Source organism: Nocardioides sp. IC4_145 (genome assembly GCF_011250565.1).
Lineage (GTDB): Bacteria > Actinomycetota > Actinomycetes > Propionibacteriales > Nocardioidaceae > Nocardioides.
Genome location: NZ_JAANMS010000002.1, coordinates 110,542 through 133,064 on the forward strand (window position 1 = coordinate 110,542; position 22,523 = coordinate 133,064).

Consider the following 22,523-nt stretch of genomic DNA (forward strand, 5'->3'; position numbering starts at 1 on the left):
GATGTCATGAAGCTGCAGACCACCATCGACGCTCCCGACGCCGGAACGCCGGACTGGCCGATGCTGATCGGAGGGAAGTGGGTGCCCTCGCTGGGCGGCCAGTGGCGGGACGTCGTGTCGCCGGCACGTGGGGACCAGGTGCTGGCGCGCGTGCCGTCCGGGACCACCGCCGACCTCGACCGGGCCGTCGAGGCGGCCACGGACGCGTTGCCGGCCTGGCGGGCGCTGCACTTCCGCGAGCGCGGCACGATCCTGCTGCGGATCGCGGACGCGCTGGAGGAGCTGTCGGAGGAGTTCGCGGTGCTGACCGCGCAGGACACCGGCAACGCGCTGCGCACCCAGGCGCGACCGGAGTCGGCGACGCTGGTGGCGCTGTTCCGCTACTTCGGCGGCGTCGCCGGCGAGTTCAAGGGCACCGTGCTGCCGGCCGGCGACGACCAGCTGCAGTACACCCGGCTCGAGCCGCTCGGCGTGGTCGGCGCGATCCTGCCGTGGAACTCCCCGCTGATGATCGCCGGCATGAAGATCCCCGCGGCGCTGGCGGCGGGGAACACGCTGGTGGTCAAGCCGGCCGAGGACGCCCCGCTGACCATCGTGAAGCTCGCTCAGGTCATCAACGACCACGTGCCCGCGGGTGTGTTCAACCTCGTGACCGGACGCGGCAGCGTCGTGGGCCAGGCGATGGCCGAGCACCCCGGCATCCACAAGGTGTCGTTCACGGGTTCCTCCGAGGTCGGGCAGGGCGTGGCCGAAGCCGCCGGGCGCCGCTTGGCCCACGCGAGCCTCGAGCTGGGCGGCAAGTCCCCGAACATCGTGTGCCCCTCCGCGGCCGAGCCCGACGTCATCGAGGCGACCGCCGATGGAGTGCTGTTGGCCATGCGGTTCACCCGACAGGGGCAGTCCTGCACGGCCGGGTCGCGGCTCTTCCTCCACGCCGACATCCACGACGAGTTCCTCGAGGTCCTGGCCCGCAAGGTCTCCGCACTGAAGGTCGGCGACCCACTCGCGGAGGACACCGACATGGGCGCGATCATCAACGAGAAGCAGCACGCGTCCGTCCTCGCCTACGTCGAGGACGGGACGTCCCAGCCGGGCGTCCGCGTCGTCCTCGACGGCTCGCGCGAGGTGCCCGAGGGCCTCGAGGGCTACTACCAGGGCCCGACCATCCTCGCCGGGGTCGCCAACGACTGGCGGATCGCCCGCGAGGAGATCTTCGGCCCGGTCCTGGTCGTCATCCCGTGGGAGGACGAGGACGAGGTCGTGGCGATGGCCAACGACTCCCACTACGGCCTCGCCGCGTTCGTCTGGTCCCGCGACCTCGACCAGGCCCTCGGCCTCGCCCACCGCATCGAGTCCGGCTGGGTGCAGGTCAACCAGGGCGGCGGCCAGGTCGTCGGCCAGTCCTACGGCGGCTACAAGGCCTCCGGCATCGGCCGGGAGTTCTCCATCGAGGGTGCGATCGAGGGCTTCACCCAGACCAAGCAGATCAACGTCAAGCTCGGCCGGTGACGACGGCGGCTCCCTGAGTCGGTTCCAGGGCGCACGCACCACCGACGTATCAGGAGGACCAGGAGATCATGACCAGCGAGAAGATCGTCGTCGTCGACGGAGCGAGGACCCCGATCGGCAGCTTCGGCGGGATGTTCAAGGACGTGCCGGGCTTCGAGCTCGGCGCGGTCGCCACCCGGGAGGCGCTGCGCCGCGCCGGGGTGGCGGCGGACGACGTCGACGAGGTCGTGATGGGTTGCATCGGCCAGGTCGGCGCGGACGCCTACAACGCGCGCCGGGTCGCGATCACCGCGGGCATCCCGCAGTCGGTGCCGGCGTACACCGTCAACCGGCTCTGCGGCTCGGGCCTGCAGGCGGTCTGGTCGGCCGCGATGCAGATGCGCTGGGGCGGGGTCGACATCGCGGTCGCCGGTGGTGACGAGTCGATGACGCGGATGCCGTTCTACGACTTCGGCGCTCGCAGCGGCTACAGGCTGGGCAACCGGGAGCTGGTCGACGGCACGGTGATGATGCTGACCGACCCGTTCGGCGGCATGCACATGGGCGTCACCGCCGAGAACGTCGCGGCGAAGTACGGCGTGTCGCGAGCGGAGCAGGACGAGTTCGCCGCAGAGTCCCAGCGCCGCGCCGCCACCCCGGAGGCGAAGGCAGCCTTTGCCGAGGAGATCGTCCCGGTCGAGGTCGGTGGCCGGAAGCCGTTCACGGCCGAGGTCGACGAGCACCCCAAGCCCGCGACGACGGTCGAGACGCTGGCCGGGCTGCGGCCCGCGTTCGCGAAGGACGGGACGGTCACGGCCGGCAACTCCTCAGGGATCAACGACGGCGCCGCGGCGCTGGTGCTGGCGCGGGAGCCGGTCGCGGCCGAGCGGGGGCTGCGGCCGTTGGTGGCGCTGGAGGCGGTCGCCACCGCGGCGATGGAGCCGGGGCTGATGGGGTACGCGCCGGTGCTGGCGTTGGAGTCGCTGTTCGAGCGGACCGGCACGACGCCGGCGGACATCGGGATCGTGGAGCTGAACGAGGCGTTCGCCGCACAGGCGGTGGCGTGCATCCGCGATGCCGGGCTCGACCCCGAGCAGGTCAACCCCTACGGCGGCGCCATCGCGCTGGGCCACCCGGTCGGCGCCACCGGCGCCAACCTCACCCTGCGGGTCGCCAAGGACATGGTCTGCCGCGACCTCGAGCTCGGCGTGGTCACCATGTGCATCGGTGGCGGCCAGGCCCTGGCCGCGCTGTTCCGGAGGATCTGATGGCGGCCGCAGCGACGGCCGGGGCGACCGCCCCGGTCCGCGTCGAGGTGTGCGACGGCGTCGGGCACCTGGTGCTCGCCCGTCCGTCGGCCTCGAACGCCGTCGACCTCCCGACCGCCCACGCCCTGCGCGACGCCGTCGGCGCGCTCGCCGCCGACGACGCGGTCGCGGCGGTGCTGGTCACGGGCGAGGGTCCGCGGTTCTGCGCGGGCGGTGACGTCGCGTCGATGCTGGCGGCGACCGACCGCGCGGCGTACCTCGAGGAGCTGGCCGCCGCCGTCGACGAGGCGCTGGTCGCCCTGCACCGGCTCGAGAAGCCGGTGGTCGCCGCCGTCAAGGGTGCCGTGGCCGGCGCCGGCCTGGCTGTCATGCTCTCCTGCGACCTGGTGGTCGCCCAAGCCTCGACCCGGTTCGTGAGCGCGTACGCCGGCGTCGGGCTCACCCCCGACTGCGGGCTGTCGTGGCTGCTCCCGCGTGCGGTCGGCCAGCAGCGTGCGCTCGAGCTCCTGCTGACCCCGCGGGTGCTGACCGTCGAGGAGGCGCGCGACTGGGGGATGGTCACCGAGGTCGTGCCCGACGGGGACGCCGACCGTGCGGCCGAGCTGGCCGAGCGGCTCGCGCGCGGACCGGCGTACGCGCTCGGCCAGGCGCGGCGGCTCGTGCGCTCGGGTTGGGACGCCGACCGCGCTGCCGTCGGCCGCGACGAGGCGGCCACCATCGCGCGTGCCGTCACCACACCGCAGGCGGCCGCCCTGCTGGACCGCTTCGCCGGCCGCTGAACCACCAGACGAAGACCAACGAAAGAGGAGTGCACATCATGGGTCGATTCGACGGGCGCGTCGCCGTCGTCACCGGAGCCGCCCGCGGGATCGGGTTCGGCACCGCCATCCGGTTCGCCGAGGAGGGTGCGTCGGTCGCGGTCGTCGACCTCGACGAGTCGGCTGCGGCCGAGGCGGCCGCGAAGCTGCCGGTCGTCGAGGGCGCGAAGGCGGTCGGGATCGGTGCGGACGTCTCCGACGCGGCGTCGGTCGACGCGGCGGTCGAGCGGGTCGTGGGCGAGCTCGGCGGGATCCACGTGCTGGTCAACAACGCCGGCATCACCCGCGACAACCTGCTGTTCAAGATGACCGAGGCCGACTGGGACCTGGTCATGGGCGTCCACCTCAAGGGCGCGTTCTTGATGACCAAGGCCGCCCAGAAGCACTTCGTGGAGCAGAAGTACGGCAAGATCGTGAACCTCTCCAGCGTCTCGGCGCTGGGCAACCGCGGCCAGGCCAACTACTCCGCGGCGAAGATGGGCGTGCAGGGCTTCACCCGCACCCTGGGCATCGAGCTCGGCCCGTTCGGCATCAACGTCAACGCCGTCGCGCCGGGCTTCATCGCCACCGAGATGACCGACGCCACCGCCGCGCGGCTCAAGATGGACGTCGAGGAGTTCCGCAAGGTCAACGCCGAGGCCAACCCGGTGCGCCGGGTCGGGTTCCCCGAGGACATCGCGGCCGCGGTCGCGTTCCTGGCCAGCGACGAGGCGTCGTACATCACCGGCCAGACCCTCTACGTCGACGGCGGCGGCAAGCTCTGAGGAATCCCACGGCTCTCGCCATGACACGGAAACCGTGGCCCGCCAGCGCTCGCGACGAGGGCAAGCCGTGCTTCGAGACGCTCCAGTGCTCCGACGCCGATCGGCGCTGGCCGAGCGAGGAGTCAGTCGACGCGAAGCTGGCGGTTCAGGTGGCGCTCATGACCGCTGCCGGCGCCATGGCCTGCGTCCCGCTACTCGCTTCCGCGCCGCACCCGCGAGCGGCGTCTCTGCGGTGAGCAGGAGATCTCCCGTCACCGGCGGGGCCGTACGGGCGGTGCCCGCCGCCGCGCCGCCGTATCGGCAGGGCGTCGCGGACGTCGCCAGCCCTCACCACTCGTCCCTGAGCGACGACGCCGGTCGCCGCCCGAAAGTGCTAGGAGAAGTCATGGCAACGTTCCCCGCGATCGCAGTCGACCTCGAGGGCCTCGAATCCTGCATCGGGGCCACCGCCGGTCCTGGGCCGTGGCTCGCAGTGGATCAAGGACGTATCGGCCAGTTCGCAGACGTCACTGAGGATCATCAGTGGATCCATGTCGATCCCCAGCGAGCGGCTGCCGGGCCCTTCGGAGGAACCGTCGCGCATGGCTATCTGACGCTCTCCCTCATACCCCGCCTCATCGAGGACCTGATCGCGGTCGACGGCGTGACGATGGGTGTGAACTACGGCCTCAACAAGGTGCGCTTCCCCGCCTCCGTGCCAGCCGGAAGTCGCGTCCGCGCGAGCGTGGAGCTCATGGACGTCACGCGGGTCTCCGGTGGAGCACAGCTCCAGGTCCGGGTGATCGTCGAGTCCGACGTGCAGGAGCGGCCGGTGTGTGTAGCCGAGGTCGTCTTCCTCTACTTCTCCTGAGCGAGCCGACCGGAAAGATCAAGGCGTGCTCCGCCAGGGGAGTTCAAGCGCGTCGCGGAAGTCTTCGCGCGTTGACCGGTTGATCCTCGCGATCCGCCGGCGTGTCACCTGCGTCGCAGGCAGGGCGCCATGGGACAAGCGCCGGCGATCGGCTCGGTGCCGCCCCTGCGCCGCTGGTGCTCGGCGTCAGGAGCACCCCTCGGCAGTGGGCGCATGGAAGCCTCTCCGGCGCCCAGCGGCGCAGGCGAACGGACCGCGGGCGTCCCCGGGTTGTCTCACCTCGGCACCATGAAGTCCCACGACTCGCGTCGTCAGGCGATGGGTGCTCGTCCGAGTGTGGCGTCCGCGCCGTCGCTCTCGCCTGCGTCGTCTGTCCAGGACAACGAGATGGTGTCCCCTGCGTTGTAGCGCGCGAGCCAACGGCGGAGCGCGCCGGCGCTCTCGATGGCGTGGCCGTCCAGAGCGGTGATCGTGTCGCCCGCAGGCAGGCCGGCATCAGCGGCCCCACCCTCGAGGACCTTTGTGGCGGTCGCAGGATCGGTGTCTCGAGTGCTCAGCGCGATCCCGAGGAAGGCGTCGTAGCCGAGGTCGATGGTGGCCGATCCGTCGCCGGCGAGCACGGCGGAGGCGACCCGCAGCACGCGGGCGACCGGGATCGCGTAGCCGGTGATGTCGGTCGTGCCGGAGGACGCGGCGACGTTCATACCGATGACGTCACCGTCGGCGTCGAGCAGCGCGCCGCCGGAGTCGCCCGCGATGATGTCGGCGTCGACCTCGATGAGTCCTCGGATCGTGGTCTGCGTGCCGTCGTCGTCGGTGACGGTCACCGGTGCCCGCGTGTCGGTGATCGTGCCCGTGGCGGCCGTCAGGGTCCCGCCGTCGCCGCCGGCGTCCCCGACGGCGGTGATCTGGTCCCTGACCTCGAGGGCGTCAGTGTCGAGCGTGACCTCGTCCAGGGCGGGTGCGTCGGTGAGCTCGAGCACGGCAATGTCGTGGGTGGCGTCGGCCCCGAGCAGGGTGGCGGTGTAGGTCTGGCCGGTGGTGGCGATGGTGACCTCGATGCTCGTCGCGCCCTCGACGAGGTGGTGGTTCGTGACCACGATGCCGTTCTCCCCGTCCATGACCATGCCGGTGCCGGCGGCCTCGCCGGTGCCGAAGTCGAGGACGCTGTCGATGAGCACGACGCCGGTGGACTGCTCGTCGGTGGCGTCGGTCGTGTCGAGCCCGGCAGTTTCCGGGGCGACGCTCGAGCCGTTGGTCGGTGGCAGCGGCGCGCCGTAGACGCCGTACGCGGCGGCTGATTCTCCCCCGTAGGTGCCGTCGGGGTTGTGCGGGTAGGCCGGCCACCCGTGCTCCACGGGTCGGACCACGTCGGCCCGGTCGGACGGTGCAGTGGCCGCGACAGCGACAGGAACGACGCCCAGGGTCATGGGGACGGCGCTGACCATGGCAGTCAGTCCGGCGACGGTTCGGCGCAAGCGAGGCATGGGGGGCTCCTTGAGTAGCAGTGGCTTGGTCTCGTCCAGAACCGTCGCGACCGTGCCTGTGCGAACGCAGTGCGGGAGCCCGGACGTCCCTGCGAAGGCAGCGCTCGTTCTCCTCGACGCTCGCGCGACGCGCCGAGCGGCAGCCTTTGGTGCCTTGTCGAGGATCATCGCCCAGGAGCCGCACAGCCTGCACACAGGAACGTCGGTCACGCTTGTCCCATGGACGCTGGCTCTTCACTCACCCGGCCGGACGGGTCGCCTCTGCGCGTGTTGGTGGTCGACGACGAGGTCAACCTCGCCGAGCTCATCTCCATGGCGCTGCGGTACGAGGGCTGGCAGGTCGAGGTGGCTCACACCGGCGCGAAGGCAGTGAGCGCAGCCAAGGAGCAGCGCCCCGATGCCGTCGTGCTGGACATGATGCTGCCTGACTCCGATGGTCTGGAGGTGCTGCGACGCATGCGGGCCAGCGACCCTGGGTTGCCGGTCGTGTTCCTGACCGCCCGTGACGCCGTGGAGGATCGCATCGCCGGGCTGACGGCAGGAGGCGACGACTACGTCACCAAGCCGTTCTCCCTCGAGGAGGTCGTCGCGCGGCTGCGCGGCCTCATGCGCCGAGCCGGAGCGCAGCAGGCCGCGACGTCCTCGGTGCTGACCGTGGGGGACCTGACGCTGGACGAGGACAGTCGAGAGGTGACCCGAGCCGGTGAGGAGGTCTCGCTCACGGCGACGGAGTTCGAGCTGCTGCGCTTCCTGATGCGGAACCCACGCCGGGTGCTGAGCAAGGCGCAGATCCTGGACCGGGTGTGGAACTACGACTTCGGCGGCCAAGCGAACGTCGTCGAGCTGTACATCTCCTACCTGCGCAAGAAAATCGACGCAGGCCGGGCACCGATGATCCACACCATGCGCGGCGCGGGCTACGTGCTCAAGCCCGCCGATCGATGACCCCGCACCCGCAGCGGTCGGCCGAGCTCCGTCGCAAGCCACGTCGGCCGTCGCTCAGCCCGCACAGCCTGACCTCACGGGTCGTGGCCGCCGCCGTTCTCCTCGTCGCGGCGGTAGCGATCTGCATCGCCGCGGCGACCACGTTCGGAGTGCGCGGGTACCTGCTGGACCGCCTCGACGACCAGGTGCAGCGCTCGGCCGAACGGTCCGACAACGATCTCGCTCTGTATCAACAGGGCATCGTGCCCGGCCTCACCGCAGGGCCCGGAGGGGATGACGGCGGGCAGGTCGACGGCCCACGAGGACCACGCATCCAGGACCTCGGCTCCCTCACCGCGTTCCTCGACGTCTCCGGCCGACCGGACTTCGGTTGGGTCCTCGGTCAAGGCCGGGCCGGCCAGGGCGAGTCCAGGCAGCTCGACGACGACGCGATCGCGTCCCTGTTCGACGTACCCGCCGACGGTCGCACCCACCGGATCGACATCGACGGTCTCGGTTCCTACCTCGTCGTCGTCACGGACCTGGCGGGCGGGACCGTCGTCTCGGGACTGCCCACCAGCGAGGTCGACGCGGTCGTGGGGACCTTGGTGCGATGGGAGGCGGCGCTCATCGCCGTCGGCGGCGTGGTCGCGCTCGGCGTCGGTCTCGTCGTCGTACGACGCCAGCTCCGCCCGCTGCGGGAGGTCGCAGCCACGGCGCACGAGGTCGCAGCGCTCCCCCTGGGCGCCGGTGATGTCGAAGGCCTGTCCGGCCGCGTGCCGATGCATCTGTGCGACGCGACCACGGAGGTCGGCCAGGTCGGCGCGGCGCTCAACACGCTCCTGGCCCATGTCGAGTCGTCGCTCCGGGCCCGTCACCGCAGCGAGCAGCAGGTCCGCCAGTTCGTCGCGGACGCGTCCCACGAGCTGCGCACCCCGCTGGCGACCATTGCCGGCTACACCGAGCTGGCCCGGCGACACCCCGAGGACGCCACTGCCGCCGCGACGGCGCTGACCAAGGTCGCCGAGGAGTCGACGCGGATGACGGCCCTGGTGGAGGACCTGCTGCTGCTCGCGCGCCTGGACGCCGGTCGACCGCTCGCCCACGGGCCGGTGGACCTGACGCGACTCCTCCTGGAGGCCACAGAGGACGCACGCGTGCTCGCGCCGACCCACCACTGGCGACTCGACCTGCCGAGCGAGTCCGTCGAGGTCACGGGGGACGAGCAGCGGCTCCACCAGCTCGTGACGAACCTGCTGACCAACGCGCGCAAGTACACGCCTCCGGGCAGCACCGTCACCGTGGCCATCGCGGCCGATGAGGGCAGGCGATGCAGGACGCTGGTCGTCGCCGACGACGGACCGGGGTTCCCGCCCGAGCTCGTCGACCACGCCTTCGAGCGTTTCGCACGGGGGGACGCCTCCCGCAACCGCGAAGGCGGAGTGGGGCTCGGCCTCGCCATCGTGGCCGCCATCGTGGCAGCCCACGGCGGCACCGTCTCACTCAGCAGCGCACCAGGAAGAACAGTGCTCGAGGTCTCCCTGCCGCGCTCGGAGTGACGCGTACGGTCGATGCACGAAGCGTCGGCGCCGCCGCCCGTCGGCTGGTCATCGCGCTCGTCGGCCGGGCGTGGCCCACAGCAGGGCGGGGATGAGCGCGAGCGCCAGCAGGCCTCCGCCGATGGCGAGCGCCGGGTAGCTGGTGAGGGCGACGACGATTCCGGAGAGGGCGCCACCGCTGGCTCCCGCAAGAGCGACGAGGACGTCGATCCGGCCCTGGGTGCGGGGCCGGTTGGAAGGTTCGGTGGCGTCGACGACGAGCGTCGTCCCCGAGATGAGGCCGAGGTTCCAACCCAGGCCGAGGAGAACCAACGCCAGGATGAGCAGCCCCAGGGAGTCTCCCGGGGCGGCGGCGGCGGTGCCGCCAGCGGCGAGGAGGACGACCCCGGAGGCGGCGGCCACGGCGGATCGGCCGATGCGGTCGACGAGCAGGCCAGTGATCGGGGACGGCAGGTACATGGCGGCGATGTGAAGCCCGATGACCAGGCCGACGTCGCTCATGCCGTGGTGGTGCGCTCGCATGTGGACCGGGGTCATGGTCATGACCGCCACCATGGTGATCTGGGTGAGGACCATGATGGTCGCGCCGACGTGGGCGCCACGACCCACGGGGGGTGCCACCGGTCGCATGCCTTCGGATGCCTGTGCGGGCGGTGCGAGGGCGCGCCGCTCGTCCTCGAGACGCCGCGCCAGCAGAAGCGGGTCGGGGCGCAGCAACGCGAACAGGGCGGTGCCAGCAGCGGAGTACGCGACCGCGGCGAGGAGGAACGGGCCGGACAGTGCCGGGAGACCGAGGCCGGTGGCGAGGTGTCCGAGCGGCTCGACCAGGTTCGGTCCTGCGACTGCGCCGAGGGTCGTGGCGACGAGAGCAGCGCTGATCGCAGTGCCGCGGGTCGCCGGGGTCGCGAGGTCGGCGCCGGCGTAGCGAGCCTGCAGGTTGGTGGCGGTGCCGGCCCCGTAGACGAGTAGTGCGACGAACAGCAGGGGCACGCTGTCGGTCGCTGCGGCCACGACGACGCCCGCTGCGCCGAGGCCACCTGCGGCGAATCCGAGGGTGAGGCCGATGCGCCGCCCGGCGCGTTCGCTGATGCCGCCGACCAGGTACGCGGCGAGTGCTGACCCGAGGGTGAAGAGAGCCGCGGGCAGGCCCGCGAGGCCCTCGGTGCCGAGCATGTCCTCTGCGAGCAGGGCGCCGACGGTGACGCCGGCAGCGAGGCCGGCGCCGCCGAGGACCTGCCCGACCATGACGACCTTGACGGTGCGGCGGTGGATGCGGGAGCGCTCGCCCTCGGAGACGTACATGCTTGTATCCTACTTGTATCCCAGACCTCAGGGGTCGGCGCGCATCGCTTGTGGTGCACACGGGGGCCCGCCTATGGACGAACTACGCTGCGGTGCACTGGCCCTGTCGACAGCGAGAGGCGATGATGCAGACCTCACCGACGCCCGGTCGCGCCGCGGATCGGGCCCACGCGCACATCCGTGAGGAGATCCTGCAGGGCCGCCTCGCTCCGGGAACGATGCTGAGCGAGAACGACCTGGCGACGACCCTGTCGATGAGCCGCACGCCGGTGAGAGCCGCGCTGACGCGGCTGCAGGACGAAGGATGGGTCACGATCTACCCGCAGCGCGGGGCACTGGTGCGCGAGCTGAGCGAGCAGGAGGTCCGCGAGTCCGCCGACGTGCGCCACGCGCTGGAGTCGGCCGGGATCCAGCGCAGCGATCCGCTGCGGCGTGCGCACCTGGCGGACCAGCTCGCGGAGAACGTCGATGAGCAACAGCGTGCGCTTCGCCGTGGAGACTTCGCGGCCTTCACCGTCCTGGCCATGCGGTTCCACCGCTCCTTCGTGGAGATGTCGGGCAATCGCGTGATGCTCTCGGTCTACGACCGCCTCCAGGACCAGCAGCAGCTCTCGATCGTCCGCAGCTCGGACCGCATCACCGGCGAGCCCGACCAGGTGCTCGCCGAGCACCGGACGCTCCTCGATGACGCTCGCCGCGGGGACTGGGCGGCGTTCGGCGCTCACCTCCACGAGCACCAGGCCCGCTCCCACGGCGTCGAGACCGGCCTGAGCGCAGAGGCGGCCAGGTTCGCTTGACGTCAGCCGTTGCGGTCCTTGACGACCCGGTCGCGGAGTCCCTCCGAGGGGCACATGCTCACCTCGCCCGTCGCCGTGGCCGCGCCCCCGATACGAGCGCGACGTCGCCACCTTCGTCGCCGTCCCGGCCGAGCACGTGCCTGAGGACTGGGCCGACCTGGCCCACCTGCTCGGCCCCGGGGGTTTCGCCGACATGTTCAGCTCGGCTGCCGAGCCGCCCGGTGGGTGGGACCCCGTGTTCGCGATGTCCGGGGTGCAGATGGTCGCCGACAGGGCGACCTTCGCGGGCCAGGTCCGCGATCCCGACGTCGTCGAGCTCGGTGAGGACGACGTTGCCAGCATGCTCGCGCTGGCCGCGACCGCACGGCCGGGGCCCTACTGGCCGCGGACCCACCTGATGGGTACCTATGTAGGAATCCGCCATCGAGGCCGACTGGTAGCGATGGCCGGCGAACGGCTGCGCCCGCCGGGCTGGACCGAGATTAGCGCCGTCTGCACGCTGCCCGGCTTCCGCGGGCGCGGACTCGCCAGCCGCGTCGTGCGCGCCCTGGCCGCCGGCATCGCAGGTCGCGGGGATCGGCCGTTCCTGCACGTGGGGACCGAGAACGCCGCCGCCGTCGCCTTGTACCAGCGCCTCGGTTTCACCACGCGCAGGCCTGTCGCCTTCCGCGGGTTCCGCGTACCGCCGCGCTAGCGGCTCAGCCTGCGGGAGGAGCTGCGGGCGCGCCCTCGGGTGCTTCGCTGTCGGCAGGCGAGGTCCCACCGTCGCCGGGGCCCCCGGAGCCGCCGGGGCTACCGCTCATGCCGGTGGCTGCCTGCTGCGTCGCGCTGCCGGCGTAGTCGTTGCTGGGGTCGCGGTAGATGGTGTGGACGTGACCCCAGCCGGACGTGGTGACGCCGTCGACGTCGGCGCCCGCTGAGCCCTGCTGGGCCTGGAAGGCCAGGTAGACGTCCGGACCGGAGACGGAGAAGTTGATGCCGTCGCCGGTGCTCATGTCGTAGGTGGCCTCCCCGGACCACGCGATGACGGTGTCGTCGAGGGTGGCCTCGATCTCGGCAAGGGCGGTCTGGGTGGTCTGCTCGTCAGCCATGCCGGCCCAGTTGGCGATCAGGTCGAGCAGGAGCTGCCGCTGCTCCTCGGTGAGGTCGGCACCGGTCAGCCCGCCTCCGACGGGGTAGTCGCAGGTGTCGCCGGGCGCGCACATCGTGACCTCACCGGAGGTGAGGGTCGCCTGCTGCTCCTCGGTGAGGCCGTCGAAGAACGCGAAGGCGTCGGTGTAGATGTCGTCGAAGGGCTGGACCTCGTCGCCGTCCGCGTTGGTGTAGACGGCCGGTTGGACGCCGAGGTGCGTGGGGGCGAAGGTGAGGGTGTCCTCGGCTCCAGTCATGGTGGCGTTGATGCCGAGGTGGTGGCCGCCGAACTGGACCTCCCAGGCGTCGGTGGTGGAGGGGTCGCCGAAGAAGGCGATGTAGTACTGGCCGAGGGAGTCCTCGGTGGAGCTGCTGTTGTCGGCGAGGTACTGGTCACCGCCGATGATCCCGGCGACTGTCTGGTAGGCCTCGTCGCTCAGCAGGGCCTCGAGCACCTCCATGGCCGCCACCTGCTGTTCCTCGGTCAGGTCGGCCAGGTTCACGCCGGCGCGCTCGACGAAGGTGACGGGGAAGTTCGACCACGAGGTCGTCTTCGTGTCGTCGTCGAAGTCGTACAGGACGGCTTCGCGCTGCTCGTCCGAGAGGGTGGCGAGGAACGCTTTCGCTGCTGTCGCCGTGTCCTCGATCGTCTGGGCCGTCGTGGTCGCGTCTGAGGTCGAGGCAGACGAAGCCGCCGAGGTGGTGGCAGCCTGCGCGACCGTGCTCGAGGACGTGGCAGACGTCGTGCTGGAGGTGAGGTCGGTGGTGGCGTCGGTCCCGGCACATCCGGTGAAGGCGAGGGCGCCGATGAGCGCGAGGGAGGACAGTGCGGCGAGGGCTCGGGGGCGCTTGCGGCGGACGGGGGCAGTAGTTCGGTGGGTCATGCATCCAGGTTGGAGTCGCCGCCTGTCCGGAACCTGTGAGCCTTCTGTACGGCGGTTCTGGATCGGCGGCGTTGGAGACCCCGGACCGGCGCTTGCTCGGGCGTTCAGCCCAGCACGTCCCGGACGAGCTCCACGTAGAAGTCGACGCCGTTCTCCAGGATCGCGTCGTTGAACACGTAGTCGTGACTGTGCAGCGGCACGCCCCCGGCGCCCGGCTCCGCGCCGTTGCCCAGGAGGACCAGGCATCCCGGCACGTGGGACGCGAGCACGCCGAAGTCTTCACTCGCCATGATCGGGTCCGCGTGGGCGTCGACCTGTTCCCCGCCCAGGGCGGTGGACGCGGCACGCTCGGCGGTGGCCACGCAACCGGGGTCGTTGACGGTCGGTGTGAACTCGTGGGTGTACTGCACGTCCACGGTGGCGCCGTGGGCGGCGGCGACGCCGGCGCTGATCTGCCGGACGCGACGTTCCAGGACTGCTTGGGCGGCTGGGTCGAAGCTGCGGGTGTCGCCGCTGATGGTGACGTGGGTGGGGATGGCGTTGCGGGCGCCATCGGTGACGACGTCGGTGCACGAGAGCACCGCGGTGTCCGTGGGGCTGATGCTGCGGGCGACGACGGTCTGCAGCGCGACGATGATCTCGGCTGCGACGACGAGCGGATCGATGACCAGGTGCGGCGCGGAGGCGTGACCGCCTCGACCGACGACTCGGATGACGAAGTCGTCCTCGCTCGCCATGATCGGGCCGGTGCGGGTGAGCAGCTGCCCGGCGCGGAAGCCAGGTATGTTGTGGATGGCGTACACGCTGTCGACCGGGAACCGGTCGAGGAGCCCGTCGTCGATCATCGCCTGCGCCCCGCGGCCCGGCTCCTCGGCCGGTTGGAAGAGGACTCGCACGGTGCCGTCGAACCCACCTTCCTCGGCCAGCCGCGCGGCAGCGCCGAGGAGCATCGCCATGTGCCCATCGTGACCGCAGGCGTGCATCGCGCCGGGATGCGTGGAGGTGTACTCGACGCCGCTGTGCTCCTCGATCCGGAGGGCGTCGAGCTCGGCGCGCAGCGCGACGGCGCGTCCGGACGCACCGCGGGTCAGCGACCCGACCAGTCCGGTCCCGCCGATGCCGGTCGTCACCCCGTAGCCGAGGCCGGTGAGGACGCCGGCCACGTACGCGCTGGTCCGGTGCTCGGTGAACGCGGTCTCCGGGATGCGGTGGAGGTGGTGCCGCCAGCGGCGCACCTGTTCTCCGCCCGCGGTCACGGCTGGTTCGCCAGGCGGAGGACGGCGTTGGCCAGTACGTCGGTGCCGTTGCCGCAGGCCGCGGGATCGGAGTACTCGCGGGGCGTGTGGCTGATGCCCCCGTGCTCACCCGCCACGAAGACCATGGCGGTCGGGCAGGTGGCGGCGATCTCCTGAGCGTCGTGCCCCGCGCCCGACATCGCCCGGACGTAAGGGAGGCCGAGGTCGTCCGCGGTCGTGGAGAGCACCTCCTGGATGCCCCGGTCGAACGGGACCATCGCAGTCTTGGCCATGCGCTCCCACGCGACCTCGACACCGTGCTGGGTCGCCAGCTCGGCGACGTACGCGGCGAGGTGTCGTTCCGCCGCGCTCATCAGCGTGTCGTCCGGGTTGCGCAGGTCGATGGTGATCACGGCCCGCTGGGGGATGACGTTGGTCTGGCCCTCGCCGATGTCGAAGCTGCCGACCGTGGCGCGGAGCTGCCCGAAGTCGCCGCTGTCGCACATGCGCCGCAGCTCGACCACGACCGACGCCGCGACCAATCCGGCGTCGTGCCGGGAGACGATGGGGGTGGTGCCGGCGTGTGCGGCTTCGCCGTGGATGGTGAGCCGCTGCCAGGAGATCGACTGGACGCCCTCGACGATGCCGATGTCGACACCGGCGTCGGCCAGGATCGGCCCCTGTTCGATGTGGCACTCGATGTAGGCGTAGGGCACGGGCCGGAGCTCGGGCTCGGGCCCGTCGAAGCCGATGCGGACGAGCTCCTCCTCGACGGTCTTGCCCTCGGCGTCGGTGAGCTTGTGGGCGTGGTCGAGCGGGATGCGGCCTGCCGTGACGGCCGAGCCGAGCATGTCGGTGCCGAAACGGACTCCTTCCTCCTCGGTGAAGAAGGCGACCTCGACGTCGCGCAAGGTCTCGATGCCGGCGTCGTTCAAAGCCCGCATCACCTCGATGCCGCCGAGCACGCCGAGCGTCCCGTCGAACGCACCCCCGGTGGCGACCGTGTCGATGTGGGAGCCCATGAGCACGCACGGCAGGGACCGGTCACGGCCCGGGCGAGTGGCGTAGACGTTGCCGATCCTGTCGACGCGGACCTCGAGCCCGGCCTCGACCATCCACGCGACACAACGCCGTCGGGCCTCGGCGTCGGCGTCGGTCAGGGCGAGCCGGCGCACGCCACGCAGCCCGGTCGCCTCGTCGTCGTAGGCGCCGATCTCCTTGAGCTCCATGAGCGTGTCCCAGAGCCGCTCTCGGTCGATGCGGACGAGGTCTCCTCGCAGGTCGGTCATCGGTCGTTCCCTTCGGTGCTGAGCATGACGACGACGGCGTCAGCGGAAAGGTCGAGATGCCGAGCGACGCGGCGGACGCCGGCCAGGGTGGCGGCCCCGCTGGGGCCCGAGGAGACGCCCAGGTCGCCGAGGTCCGCGACCGCTTGCTCGGCCTCGAGGTCGCTGACGGCGACGGCGGCGTCGAGGCCGCTGCGCAGCACCGGCCACGCAGTGGCGGAGACGGTGCCGCAGTTGAGGCCCGCCATGACGGTCCCTGACGTCGGCACCGTCACCGGTCTGTCGGCTTGCATGCTCCTCAGCACACAGGCGGCGGTTGCCGGTTCCACCGACAGGATGCTCGGATGCGGTGCGCCCGGTCGGCGGTGATGACGCACAACCGCCTCGAGCAGCGAGCCGACGCCCACCGGAACCGCGATGACGTCGGGGGCGGTGCCCAGTTGCTCGTCGACCTCTTCGAGGAGCGTGCGGTAGCCGTCGACGATCCACGCAGGCACGTCGGTGTAGCCCTCCCACGCGGTGTCCTGCACGAGTGCTCGGGAGCTCGACTCGGCGGCGTACGCCGCGGCTGCACGGACTGCGTCGTCGTACCCCACGTCGAGGCGGATCACCTCCGCGCCCTCGTCCTCGATCAGGGCCGCGGTCTGGGGGAGCATCACGTCGGGGACGAAGACGGTGGCCGGCACTCCGAAGTGCGCAGCCACACGTGCGACCGCGCGACCGTGGTTCCCGTCCGTCGCGGTCACCAGTCGAACGCCCGGCCGCTCCTCGAGGATCCGGTGACAGGCCCAGGACGCACCGAGCACCTTGAACGCCGGCAGGCCGAGTCGCGCGGACTCGTCCTTGAGCAGCACCCGAGCCACGCCGAGCTCGGCCGCGAGCCTCGGCAGCTCGATCAGCGGCGTCCGCTCGTAGCCGGCCAACGTGCGGTGGAACTCGCGGGCCGAGGTCCCCCGGCTCGGCGCGTCCCACCCGCGTGCGGCAGGGGCCAGGAAGAAGTCCGTCACCCTCTCAATGTCAGGTCCACCCAATGCTCAGGTCCAGCGCGGAACAATGACCTCGACCGTGAAGCAGATCTGAAAGGTCGGCGAAGCCCGTGCTCGACCTCCATCGCCTTCGCCTCCTCCGCGAGCTGCATCGGCGGGGCACCATCACCGCCGTGGCCGAGGCGCTCTCGTACAGCGCGTCGGCGGTCTCGCAGCAGCTTGCGACCCTCGAACGCGAGACCGGGGTGCGGCTGCTCGAGCCGGCCGGCAGAAGAGTCCGGCTCACGGCGCAGGGAGAGATACTGTCCGAGCACGCCGCACTGCTGCTAGAGCAGATGGAGCGCGCCGAGAACGCCCTGGCCAGGTCCGGCCACGAGATAGCCGGCACCCTGCGGGTCGCGGCGTTCCAGACGGCAGTGATGGCGCTCGTTCCCGGAGCCCTCACGCGCCTGCTCGGCGCGCACCAGGGCCTGCGGGTCGAGGTGACCGAGCTCGAACCGGAGATCGGCCTGCCCGCGATGGTGACCGGCGAGTTCGACCTCGTCATCGCCGAGGAGTACCCCGGACAGCCACTGCCTCGACTTCGCGAGACCGACCGGACCGATCTGCTCGAGGACGAGCTGGTCATGGCGGCGCCGACGTCCTGGGGCGCCCGAAGCCTCGAGGACCTGGCCACCCGGCCATTCGTCCTGGAACCGGCCAGCACGACCGCCGGTCAGTGGGCACTGGCTGCCTGCCGTGCAGCCGGCTTCGAACCGGATGTGCGGTACACAAGCACCGACCTGAACATCCACCTCCGGCTCGTCCAGGAGGGCCTCGCCGGCGCGCTCGTGCCAGAACTGGCCCGCGCCCGAGAGGTCCCGAGGGTCGCGGTCCGCAGGCTCGCGGGGCGGCCGTCGCGCACCATCTTCTGTGCGGTTCGACGGGGAGCGGCTGACCGTCCGTCCGTGCGCGCATTCGCCGACGCCATCGTCGTCGCGTCAGCGTCGGGCACGGATTGATGAGCCCCTCAGTCGCCCCACGGGCCTGCGGGACGGCGGTCCGCCGGCGGCACGGGGCGTCTGCGCCTGTTCGGGACGTCGGGACCGGCGCGTGCGCGACGGCCGGACGTCGTGTCGAGAGGAGCAGTTCGTACCCTGCTCGGATGAGTGAACAAGCGGCCTCCCCCGCCCCAGCGGCGACGTCCTTGCAGGACCGGTACTTCCCAGAGCTGCCGTGCTTCGGCTGTGGTCCGTCCAACCAGGACGGCCTGCGACTGAAGAGCTTCGCTGCGGATGACGGCCTCGTCGTGGCTCGGTTCACCCCGTGGCCGCAGCACAACAACGGGCTCGGGTACCTGAACGGCGGCATCATCGCCACCGTCCTCGACTGCCATGCGGCCGCGGCGGTGACGCACGAGGCGCACCTCCGGGGTTGGCCGCCCTTGCCCGGTGCGCCGCTGCCGTACGTCACCGCCGGGCTGGACGTGCGCTACCTGCGTCCCACGCCGCTCGACCGGACCATCGCCCTCTGGGCGCGGGTGACCGAAGCGTCCGAACCCGAGATGACGGTCGAGGTCGGGATCGAGTGGGACGGCAAGGAGCGCAGCAGGGCCGAAGCGCACTGGAAGCGCTGGAGGCCGCGGCCCTAGCCCGGACACGCCGAGGCCCGACCCGCGGTGTGGCGGGCCGGGCGCGACCGGCCGATCAGCTCCGCTGGGCCGAGCTCCCGGCGCCATCCTGCGAGGTGTCCGGGCTGGAGTCCTGCGTGGTGCCGGGGGAGGTGTCGTCGGGCTGCCCGTCGCCGTCGAAGTCGGGTGCCTCCCCCGAGGGCGAGCTGCCGTCGCGTTGCCCGTCCTGGCCGGTCAGCGGGCCGCCCATCCGGCCGTCCTGCGGACCGTCGAAGCCCTCACCGTCCGGGCCGAGGCCCGGCCCCTGGTGGCTGGGGTTCGTCTGCTCCGTGTCGTGGCTCCCGAGGGCGTATCCCGTGCCGAAGCCCGCGCCACCGACGACCAGGGCAGCAGCCGCGGCCGTGGCCGCCACGGCGACGCGTCCACGCGGGCGGCGGCGCAGGACGCGGGCGAGCCGACCGTTCTTGCCGGACGACACGGTGGTCTGCTGGGGGTTGGAGGCGAGCCCGGGGTCCTGCTGGGGGTCCGGGGGCTGCGTGCCCGGGGGCTCGGCGTCGTCGTGCTGAGGGTCTTGGTGCTGGGTGTCCTGGTGGTGGTTGTCCATGGTCGCTCTCCTGTGAGTGGTGGTTCCGTGCGGGCGGGTCGAGCCGGCGCTCAGCGGCCGGCGGGGCGGTGGCCGGCGGGGGCCTCCCCGGCGGTGACGGTGGTGGAGCCGCCGGCGACGGTGACGGTGTAGTCCTGGCCAGGGCTAATGCCGACGGAGGAGAAGACGACGGAGGCGGAGTCCTTCGGGACCGTGTAGGCCGCGAGCTCGGTGCCGTCCTCGTCCGCGATCGTGACTCGTGAGCCGGCAGTGGCGGTCGGTTCGAGGGTGGTCGCGATCCAGCCCTGGCCCGACTCGGTCGACGGTGCCACCAGCATCCCGGCGCTGCCGACGGCGAAGAGGGTTCCGCCGGTGATCTCGAAGGTGTCGTTGACGTCGAGGGCTCCGTTGCCGTCGCTGGTAGGGCCGTAGACGATTAGGTCGCCGCCGGTGAGGGTGGCGTTGCCGTTGGAGTCCAGCCCGTCACCGCTTGCCCAGACCTCGAGGGTTCCGCCGTTGACGACGAGGTTGAGCGAGTCGTCGGCCGCCATGGAGCCGCCGCGACCCGCGTCCGGGGGGCCGCCGGTGCCGTCGGTGCTGGCGCTGTCGTCGGAGGTGGCGACGTTGACGCCGTCGTCGGCGGAGTGCAGCTCGATGTCGCCGCCGTCGATGATGATCAGCGAGCCCTCCATGGCTTCGGTGGAGCCGGCGACGTCGATCGTGCCGCCGGCTACGAGGACCTGGACGCCCTTGATGCCGTCGTCCTGGGAGCTGACCTCGACGGAGCCGTGCTCGACCAGGACGAACCCGGACCCGGGGTCGGTGGTGTTGTCGGACTTGATGCCGTCGTCGACGGCGTCGACCGCGATGTCTCCGCCGCTGATCGCGAGGTAGTCCTTGCCGATGATGCCGTCGTCGACGGCCGTGACCTCGATGGTTCCGCCGGTGATGACCAGGCCGTCCTTGCCGACGATGCCGTTGTTGGTGTTGCCGGTGACGGCGAGGGAACCGGTGCCGCCGATGGTCAGGTCAGCGGTCGAGTAGAGGGCTGCGGTGGGGGCGTCCTCGGAGGTGTCGGCGTACGACGTCGCGTCGGCCAGCATGTTGGTGCTGCCATCGGCCATCACGACCACCACCGACTCGGCGTCCACGATGTCGACGGCTGCGGTCGTCTCGGAGGTGATGGAGACGTCGTCGAGGACCAGGCGTACGACGCCGTCGCCCGCGCTGTCGACGACGAGCTGGCCGTCGAGCTCACCACTCACCCGGTAGGTCCCGGGAGCGCCGATGGTGACGGTGCCGGCCCGGGAGCTGACAGCCTCGCTGTCGGTCTCCGCGCTCGCCCCGGCGAGGGTCACGTCGACCACCTCCAACCCGTCGTAGGACGTGTCACCGGTCTCGACGTCGATGTCGTCCGCCAGGGCGTCGGCGACGGTGGTGGCGTCAGTGAGAGCCACGGTGGACGTCGTGGTGGTGTCGGTGGTCGCGGCGGGCGTGCTGCAGCCGGTCAGGACGGCGGCGGCCGCGGCACCGGCGATCAGCCGCCGGAGGTTCTGGAGTCGCATGGGGGTGTGCCTCTCGGGACGGGTTCACGCCGCGCGCGGCGGCCGGTGGGAGGGAGCGTGGCCAGCGCACCTGTCTGCCCGGTGGCGTGGCTCTGTGCGGTCCCTGTGAGATCGGGCCAGGACCCGGAACGCCGCTCGCGGTTCGGCGGGTCCCGGGCGACGCGCTCGGCCGGGTTCACAGGCTTGGCACAGCGCCGGGGAAGGAGGCGGACAGAAGTCGCGGCGAGCCTCGGGGGACATCCGAACGACCCGGAGGGACTCCGCATGAACACCTACCTGCTCGCCGGCGCCGACATCGTCGCCGTCCTCGTCCTCTCACTCGCCGTGTACTTCCAGCGGCACCGCCGCGGTGACCTGGTGACCGCCTTCGTGGCGGTGAACGTGGGTGTCCTGGCGGTGACGATCGCGCTCTCGAGCAGCGCGGCGACGGTGGGACTGGGGCTGGGACTGTTCGGCGTCTTGTCGATCATCCGGCTCCGGTCTGCCGAGCTCGGGCAGCACGAGATCGCCTACTACTTCGCGGCGTTGGCGCTCGGCCTGCTCGGCGGGCTGGGCGCCGGGGCACCAGGGCTCGCGGTCACGCTGATGGCGTCGGTGGTCGCGGCCGTCGCTGTCGCGGACAGCTCCATGCTCCAACGCGGCGCCCGGCAGCAGGTCGTGGTGCTGGACTCGGCCATCACCGACGAGGACGCGTTGGTCGAGCGCCTCGAGCTGGTCCTGGACGCGCGAGTCCATCGCGCGGTGCCGCTGCGGGTGGACCTCGTCAACGACGCCACCACGGTCGACGTCCGCTACGTCCACGCTCCCCGCCCCACGATGACGGCGTCCGAGCGCAGTGCCGCGAACGTCCTCGTCACCCGCTGACGAGGGCTGCGAGATGGATCCGATCGCACACCTGCCTGCCGTGGGGCTCGACGAGCTCAACACGACCTCGCAGCTGCTGATCCGCACCGACCGCAAGTACGTCGTCCCGCTGACCGAGCTGCCTGCGGTGATCACCGGCGTCGATGGACTGCGGGTGCTCGAGCTGGCCGGCTCCCGACGGGCTCGCTACGAGTCGACCTACTTCGACACCACCACGCTCGCCAGCTGGGCGGCCTCCGCCCACCCGCGCCGGCGCCGCTGGAAGGTCCGCACCCGCCTCTACGCCGACACCGGCGAGTGCTGGCTGGAGGTGAAGACCCGGGGCGCGCGTGGGGCCACGGTCAAGGAGCGGATCCCGCACGACGCCGCGGACCGGGACGACCTCACCGGCCAGGCCGCTGGTTGGGTCGGTGATCGCCTGGCCGCGGCAGGCGCCCCAGACGTCGACGCCCGCGAGCTGGTCGCCACGCTGCACACCAGCTACCGGCGGACGACCCTGCTGCTGCCCAACGGAGCGGGCCGGGCGACGATCGACGCCGACCTGTCCTGGACCTCGAGCAACGGTCGCGCCCATGTCGGCGAGGTGCTGGTCATCGAGACGAAGTCAGCGGGCCGCGCGGCCGGGGCACTCGACCGGAGGTTGTGGCAGCTCGGTCACCGGCCGGCTCGGATCTCCAAGTACGGCACCGGTCTGTGCCTGCTGACCCCGGAGCTTCCGAGGAATCGCTGGCACCGTGTGACGGCCCGCCAGCTGGACCCGACGCTCTGCATCCTTGTGGGCTCGGCCCTCTGAGCGCAACGCCGCGCGGGCTGGGCCGCCCGCGCCGGGGGGTGCCGAGCATCCATCCCGAAACGGTGGTCGCCGATCGCTCGACATGGCGGGGGCAGTGAAGCCACGATGAACGACTATGTCGTTTCAAAAGGTCGGCGTCCGATATGGCCGCCGCCGAACCGAGCGGAGAGTGGCGATGGCTGGCGCACAACTGGCGCATAGGTCGTTCCGTCAGGTGCGCTCCGGTGCTGGTCGGTGCAACGCCGCAGTCCGAGCTTGCACAGCGGCGGGCCCGATCCCGCCTCAACTTGTCCCGAGGTCACGGCTCCGCTCGACAAGCTTGACCTGCGA

The 22,523-nt window shown here is 71.5% G+C and carries 21 protein-coding genes; 13 read left to right on the forward strand and 8 right to left on the reverse strand.

Annotation, left to right across the window (positions count from 1 at the left end; translation table 11 throughout):
• Positions 1-6: 6 nt before the first annotated feature.
• From G6553_RS01810 to G6553_RS21535, 5 genes are all read left to right on the forward strand, one after another.
• The gene (locus G6553_RS01810) at positions 7-1,509 is read left to right on the forward strand and encodes an aldehyde dehydrogenase family protein (RefSeq protein ID WP_166188637.1); all 1,503 of its coding nucleotides are present in this window, start codon (positions 7-9) and stop codon (positions 1,507-1,509) included.
• Positions 1,510-1,577: 68 nt separating this feature from the next.
• Positions 1,578-2,756 (forward strand): thiolase family protein, encoded by a 1,179-nt coding sequence (locus G6553_RS01815; protein WP_207619236.1) that lies wholly within the window; start codon positions 1,578-1,580, stop codon positions 2,754-2,756.
• Positions 2,756-3,535 carry an enoyl-CoA hydratase/isomerase family protein gene (locus tag G6553_RS01820; RefSeq protein ID WP_166188639.1) on the forward strand — a complete coding sequence of 260 codons (780 nt, stop codon included), beginning with the start codon at positions 2,756-2,758 and terminating at the stop codon, positions 3,533-3,535. Before G6553_RS01815 ends, G6553_RS01820 begins: the two co-directional genes overlap by 1 nt.
• Positions 3,536-3,573: 38 nt before the next feature.
• Positions 3,574-4,338 (forward strand): 3-oxoacyl-ACP reductase FabG, encoded by a 765-nt coding sequence (gene fabG, locus G6553_RS01825; protein ID WP_166188641.1) that lies wholly within the window; start codon positions 3,574-3,576, stop codon positions 4,336-4,338.
• A gap of 385 nt (positions 4,339-4,723) precedes the next feature.
• Entirely contained in the window at positions 4,724-5,188 is a 465-nt protein-coding gene (locus tag G6553_RS21535; RefSeq protein WP_166188643.1) for a MaoC family dehydratase, read from the forward strand.
• Between the two features lie 311 nt (positions 5,189-5,499).
• Here G6553_RS21535 and G6553_RS01835 read toward each other — a convergent pair whose 3' ends face one another.
• The gene (locus tag G6553_RS01835) at positions 5,500-6,558 is read right to left on the reverse strand and encodes a trypsin-like peptidase domain-containing protein (protein ID WP_166188644.1); all 1,059 of its coding nucleotides are present in this window, start codon (positions 6,556-6,558) and stop codon (positions 5,500-5,502) included.
• A 336-nt stretch (positions 6,559-6,894) separates the two neighbouring features.
• On the opposite strand from G6553_RS01835, the gene G6553_RS01840 reads away from it, so the two are divergent.
• Entirely contained in the window at positions 6,895-7,620 is a 726-nt protein-coding gene (locus tag G6553_RS01840; protein ID WP_166188646.1) for a response regulator transcription factor, read from the forward strand.
• Positions 7,621-7,703: 83 nt separating this feature from the next.
• Positions 7,704-9,158: a HAMP domain-containing sensor histidine kinase gene (locus tag G6553_RS01845; protein WP_347565441.1), complete on the forward strand. Its 1,455-nt coding sequence runs from the start codon at positions 7,704-7,706 to the stop codon at positions 9,156-9,158.
• Positions 9,159-9,206: 48 nt separating this feature from the next.
• Here G6553_RS01845 and G6553_RS01850 read toward each other — a convergent pair whose 3' ends face one another.
• Positions 9,207-10,460 carry an MFS transporter gene (locus G6553_RS01850; protein WP_166188650.1) on the reverse strand — a complete coding sequence of 418 codons (1,254 nt, stop codon included), beginning with the start codon at positions 10,458-10,460 and terminating at the stop codon, positions 9,207-9,209.
• A gap of 122 nt (positions 10,461-10,582) precedes the next feature.
• Between G6553_RS01850 and G6553_RS01855 the strand changes: the two genes are divergently transcribed.
• A complete protein-coding gene (locus G6553_RS01855; protein ID WP_166188652.1) occupies positions 10,583-11,257 on the forward strand; it encodes a GntR family transcriptional regulator in 675 nt (224 codons plus the stop codon).
• 136 nt (positions 11,258-11,393) lie between these two features.
• Positions 11,394-11,951 carry a GNAT family N-acetyltransferase gene (locus G6553_RS21975; RefSeq protein WP_347565442.1) on the forward strand — a complete coding sequence of 186 codons (558 nt, stop codon included), beginning with the start codon at positions 11,394-11,396 and terminating at the stop codon, positions 11,949-11,951.
• Positions 11,952-11,955: 4 nt separating this feature from the next.
• Here G6553_RS21975 and G6553_RS01865 read toward each other — a convergent pair whose 3' ends face one another.
• The 4 genes from G6553_RS01865 to G6553_RS01880 all read right to left on the reverse strand — a co-directional run bounded on the left by G6553_RS01865 (position 11,956) and on the right by G6553_RS01880 (position 16,800).
• Positions 11,956-13,272 carry a DUF3500 domain-containing protein gene (locus G6553_RS01865; protein ID WP_166188653.1) on the reverse strand — a complete coding sequence of 439 codons (1,317 nt, stop codon included), beginning with the start codon at positions 13,270-13,272 and terminating at the stop codon, positions 11,956-11,958.
• Between the two features lie 104 nt (positions 13,273-13,376).
• A complete protein-coding gene (locus G6553_RS01870) occupies positions 13,377-14,528 on the reverse strand; it encodes an amidohydrolase (protein ID WP_207619237.1) in 1,152 nt (383 codons plus the stop codon).
• Entirely contained in the window at positions 14,525-15,796 is a 1,272-nt protein-coding gene (locus tag G6553_RS01875; RefSeq protein ID WP_166188655.1) for a M20 family metallo-hydrolase, read from the reverse strand. Before G6553_RS01875 ends, G6553_RS01870 begins: the two co-directional genes overlap by 4 nt.
• Entirely contained in the window at positions 15,793-16,800 is a 1,008-nt protein-coding gene (locus tag G6553_RS01880; RefSeq protein WP_347565443.1) for a pyridoxal-phosphate dependent enzyme, read from the reverse strand. The genes G6553_RS01875 and G6553_RS01880 overlap by 4 nt, the downstream gene beginning before the upstream one ends.
• 89 nt (positions 16,801-16,889) lie before the next feature.
• Between G6553_RS01880 and G6553_RS01885 the strand changes: the two genes are divergently transcribed.
• Positions 16,890-17,780 carry a LysR family transcriptional regulator gene (locus G6553_RS01885; RefSeq protein WP_166188659.1) on the forward strand — a complete coding sequence of 297 codons (891 nt, stop codon included), beginning with the start codon at positions 16,890-16,892 and terminating at the stop codon, positions 17,778-17,780.
• 185 nt (positions 17,781-17,965) lie between these two features.
• Entirely contained in the window at positions 17,966-18,409 is a 444-nt protein-coding gene (locus G6553_RS01890) for a PaaI family thioesterase (protein ID WP_242679873.1), read from the forward strand.
• Positions 18,410-18,464: 55 nt separating this feature from the next.
• On the opposite strand, the gene G6553_RS01895 is transcribed toward G6553_RS01890, so the two are convergent.
• Both G6553_RS01895 and G6553_RS01900 read right to left on the reverse strand, forming a co-directional pair.
• Entirely contained in the window at positions 18,465-18,992 is a 528-nt protein-coding gene (locus G6553_RS01895; RefSeq protein ID WP_166188663.1) for a hypothetical protein, read from the reverse strand.
• Between the two features lie 50 nt (positions 18,993-19,042).
• A complete protein-coding gene (locus tag G6553_RS01900; protein WP_166188665.1) occupies positions 19,043-20,536 on the reverse strand; it encodes a carbohydrate-binding domain-containing protein in 1,494 nt (497 codons plus the stop codon).
• Between the two features lie 264 nt (positions 20,537-20,800).
• On the opposite strand from G6553_RS01900, the gene G6553_RS01905 reads away from it, so the two are divergent.
• Both G6553_RS01905 and G6553_RS01910 read left to right on the forward strand, forming a co-directional pair.
• Positions 20,801-21,400 carry a DUF4956 domain-containing protein gene (locus G6553_RS01905; protein WP_166188666.1) on the forward strand — a complete coding sequence of 200 codons (600 nt, stop codon included), beginning with the start codon at positions 20,801-20,803 and terminating at the stop codon, positions 21,398-21,400.
• 13 nt (positions 21,401-21,413) lie between these two features.
• Positions 21,414-22,193 carry a polyphosphate polymerase domain-containing protein gene (locus G6553_RS01910; protein ID WP_166188668.1) on the forward strand — a complete coding sequence of 260 codons (780 nt, stop codon included), beginning with the start codon at positions 21,414-21,416 and terminating at the stop codon, positions 22,191-22,193.
• Positions 22,194-22,523: the final 330 nt, after the last annotated feature.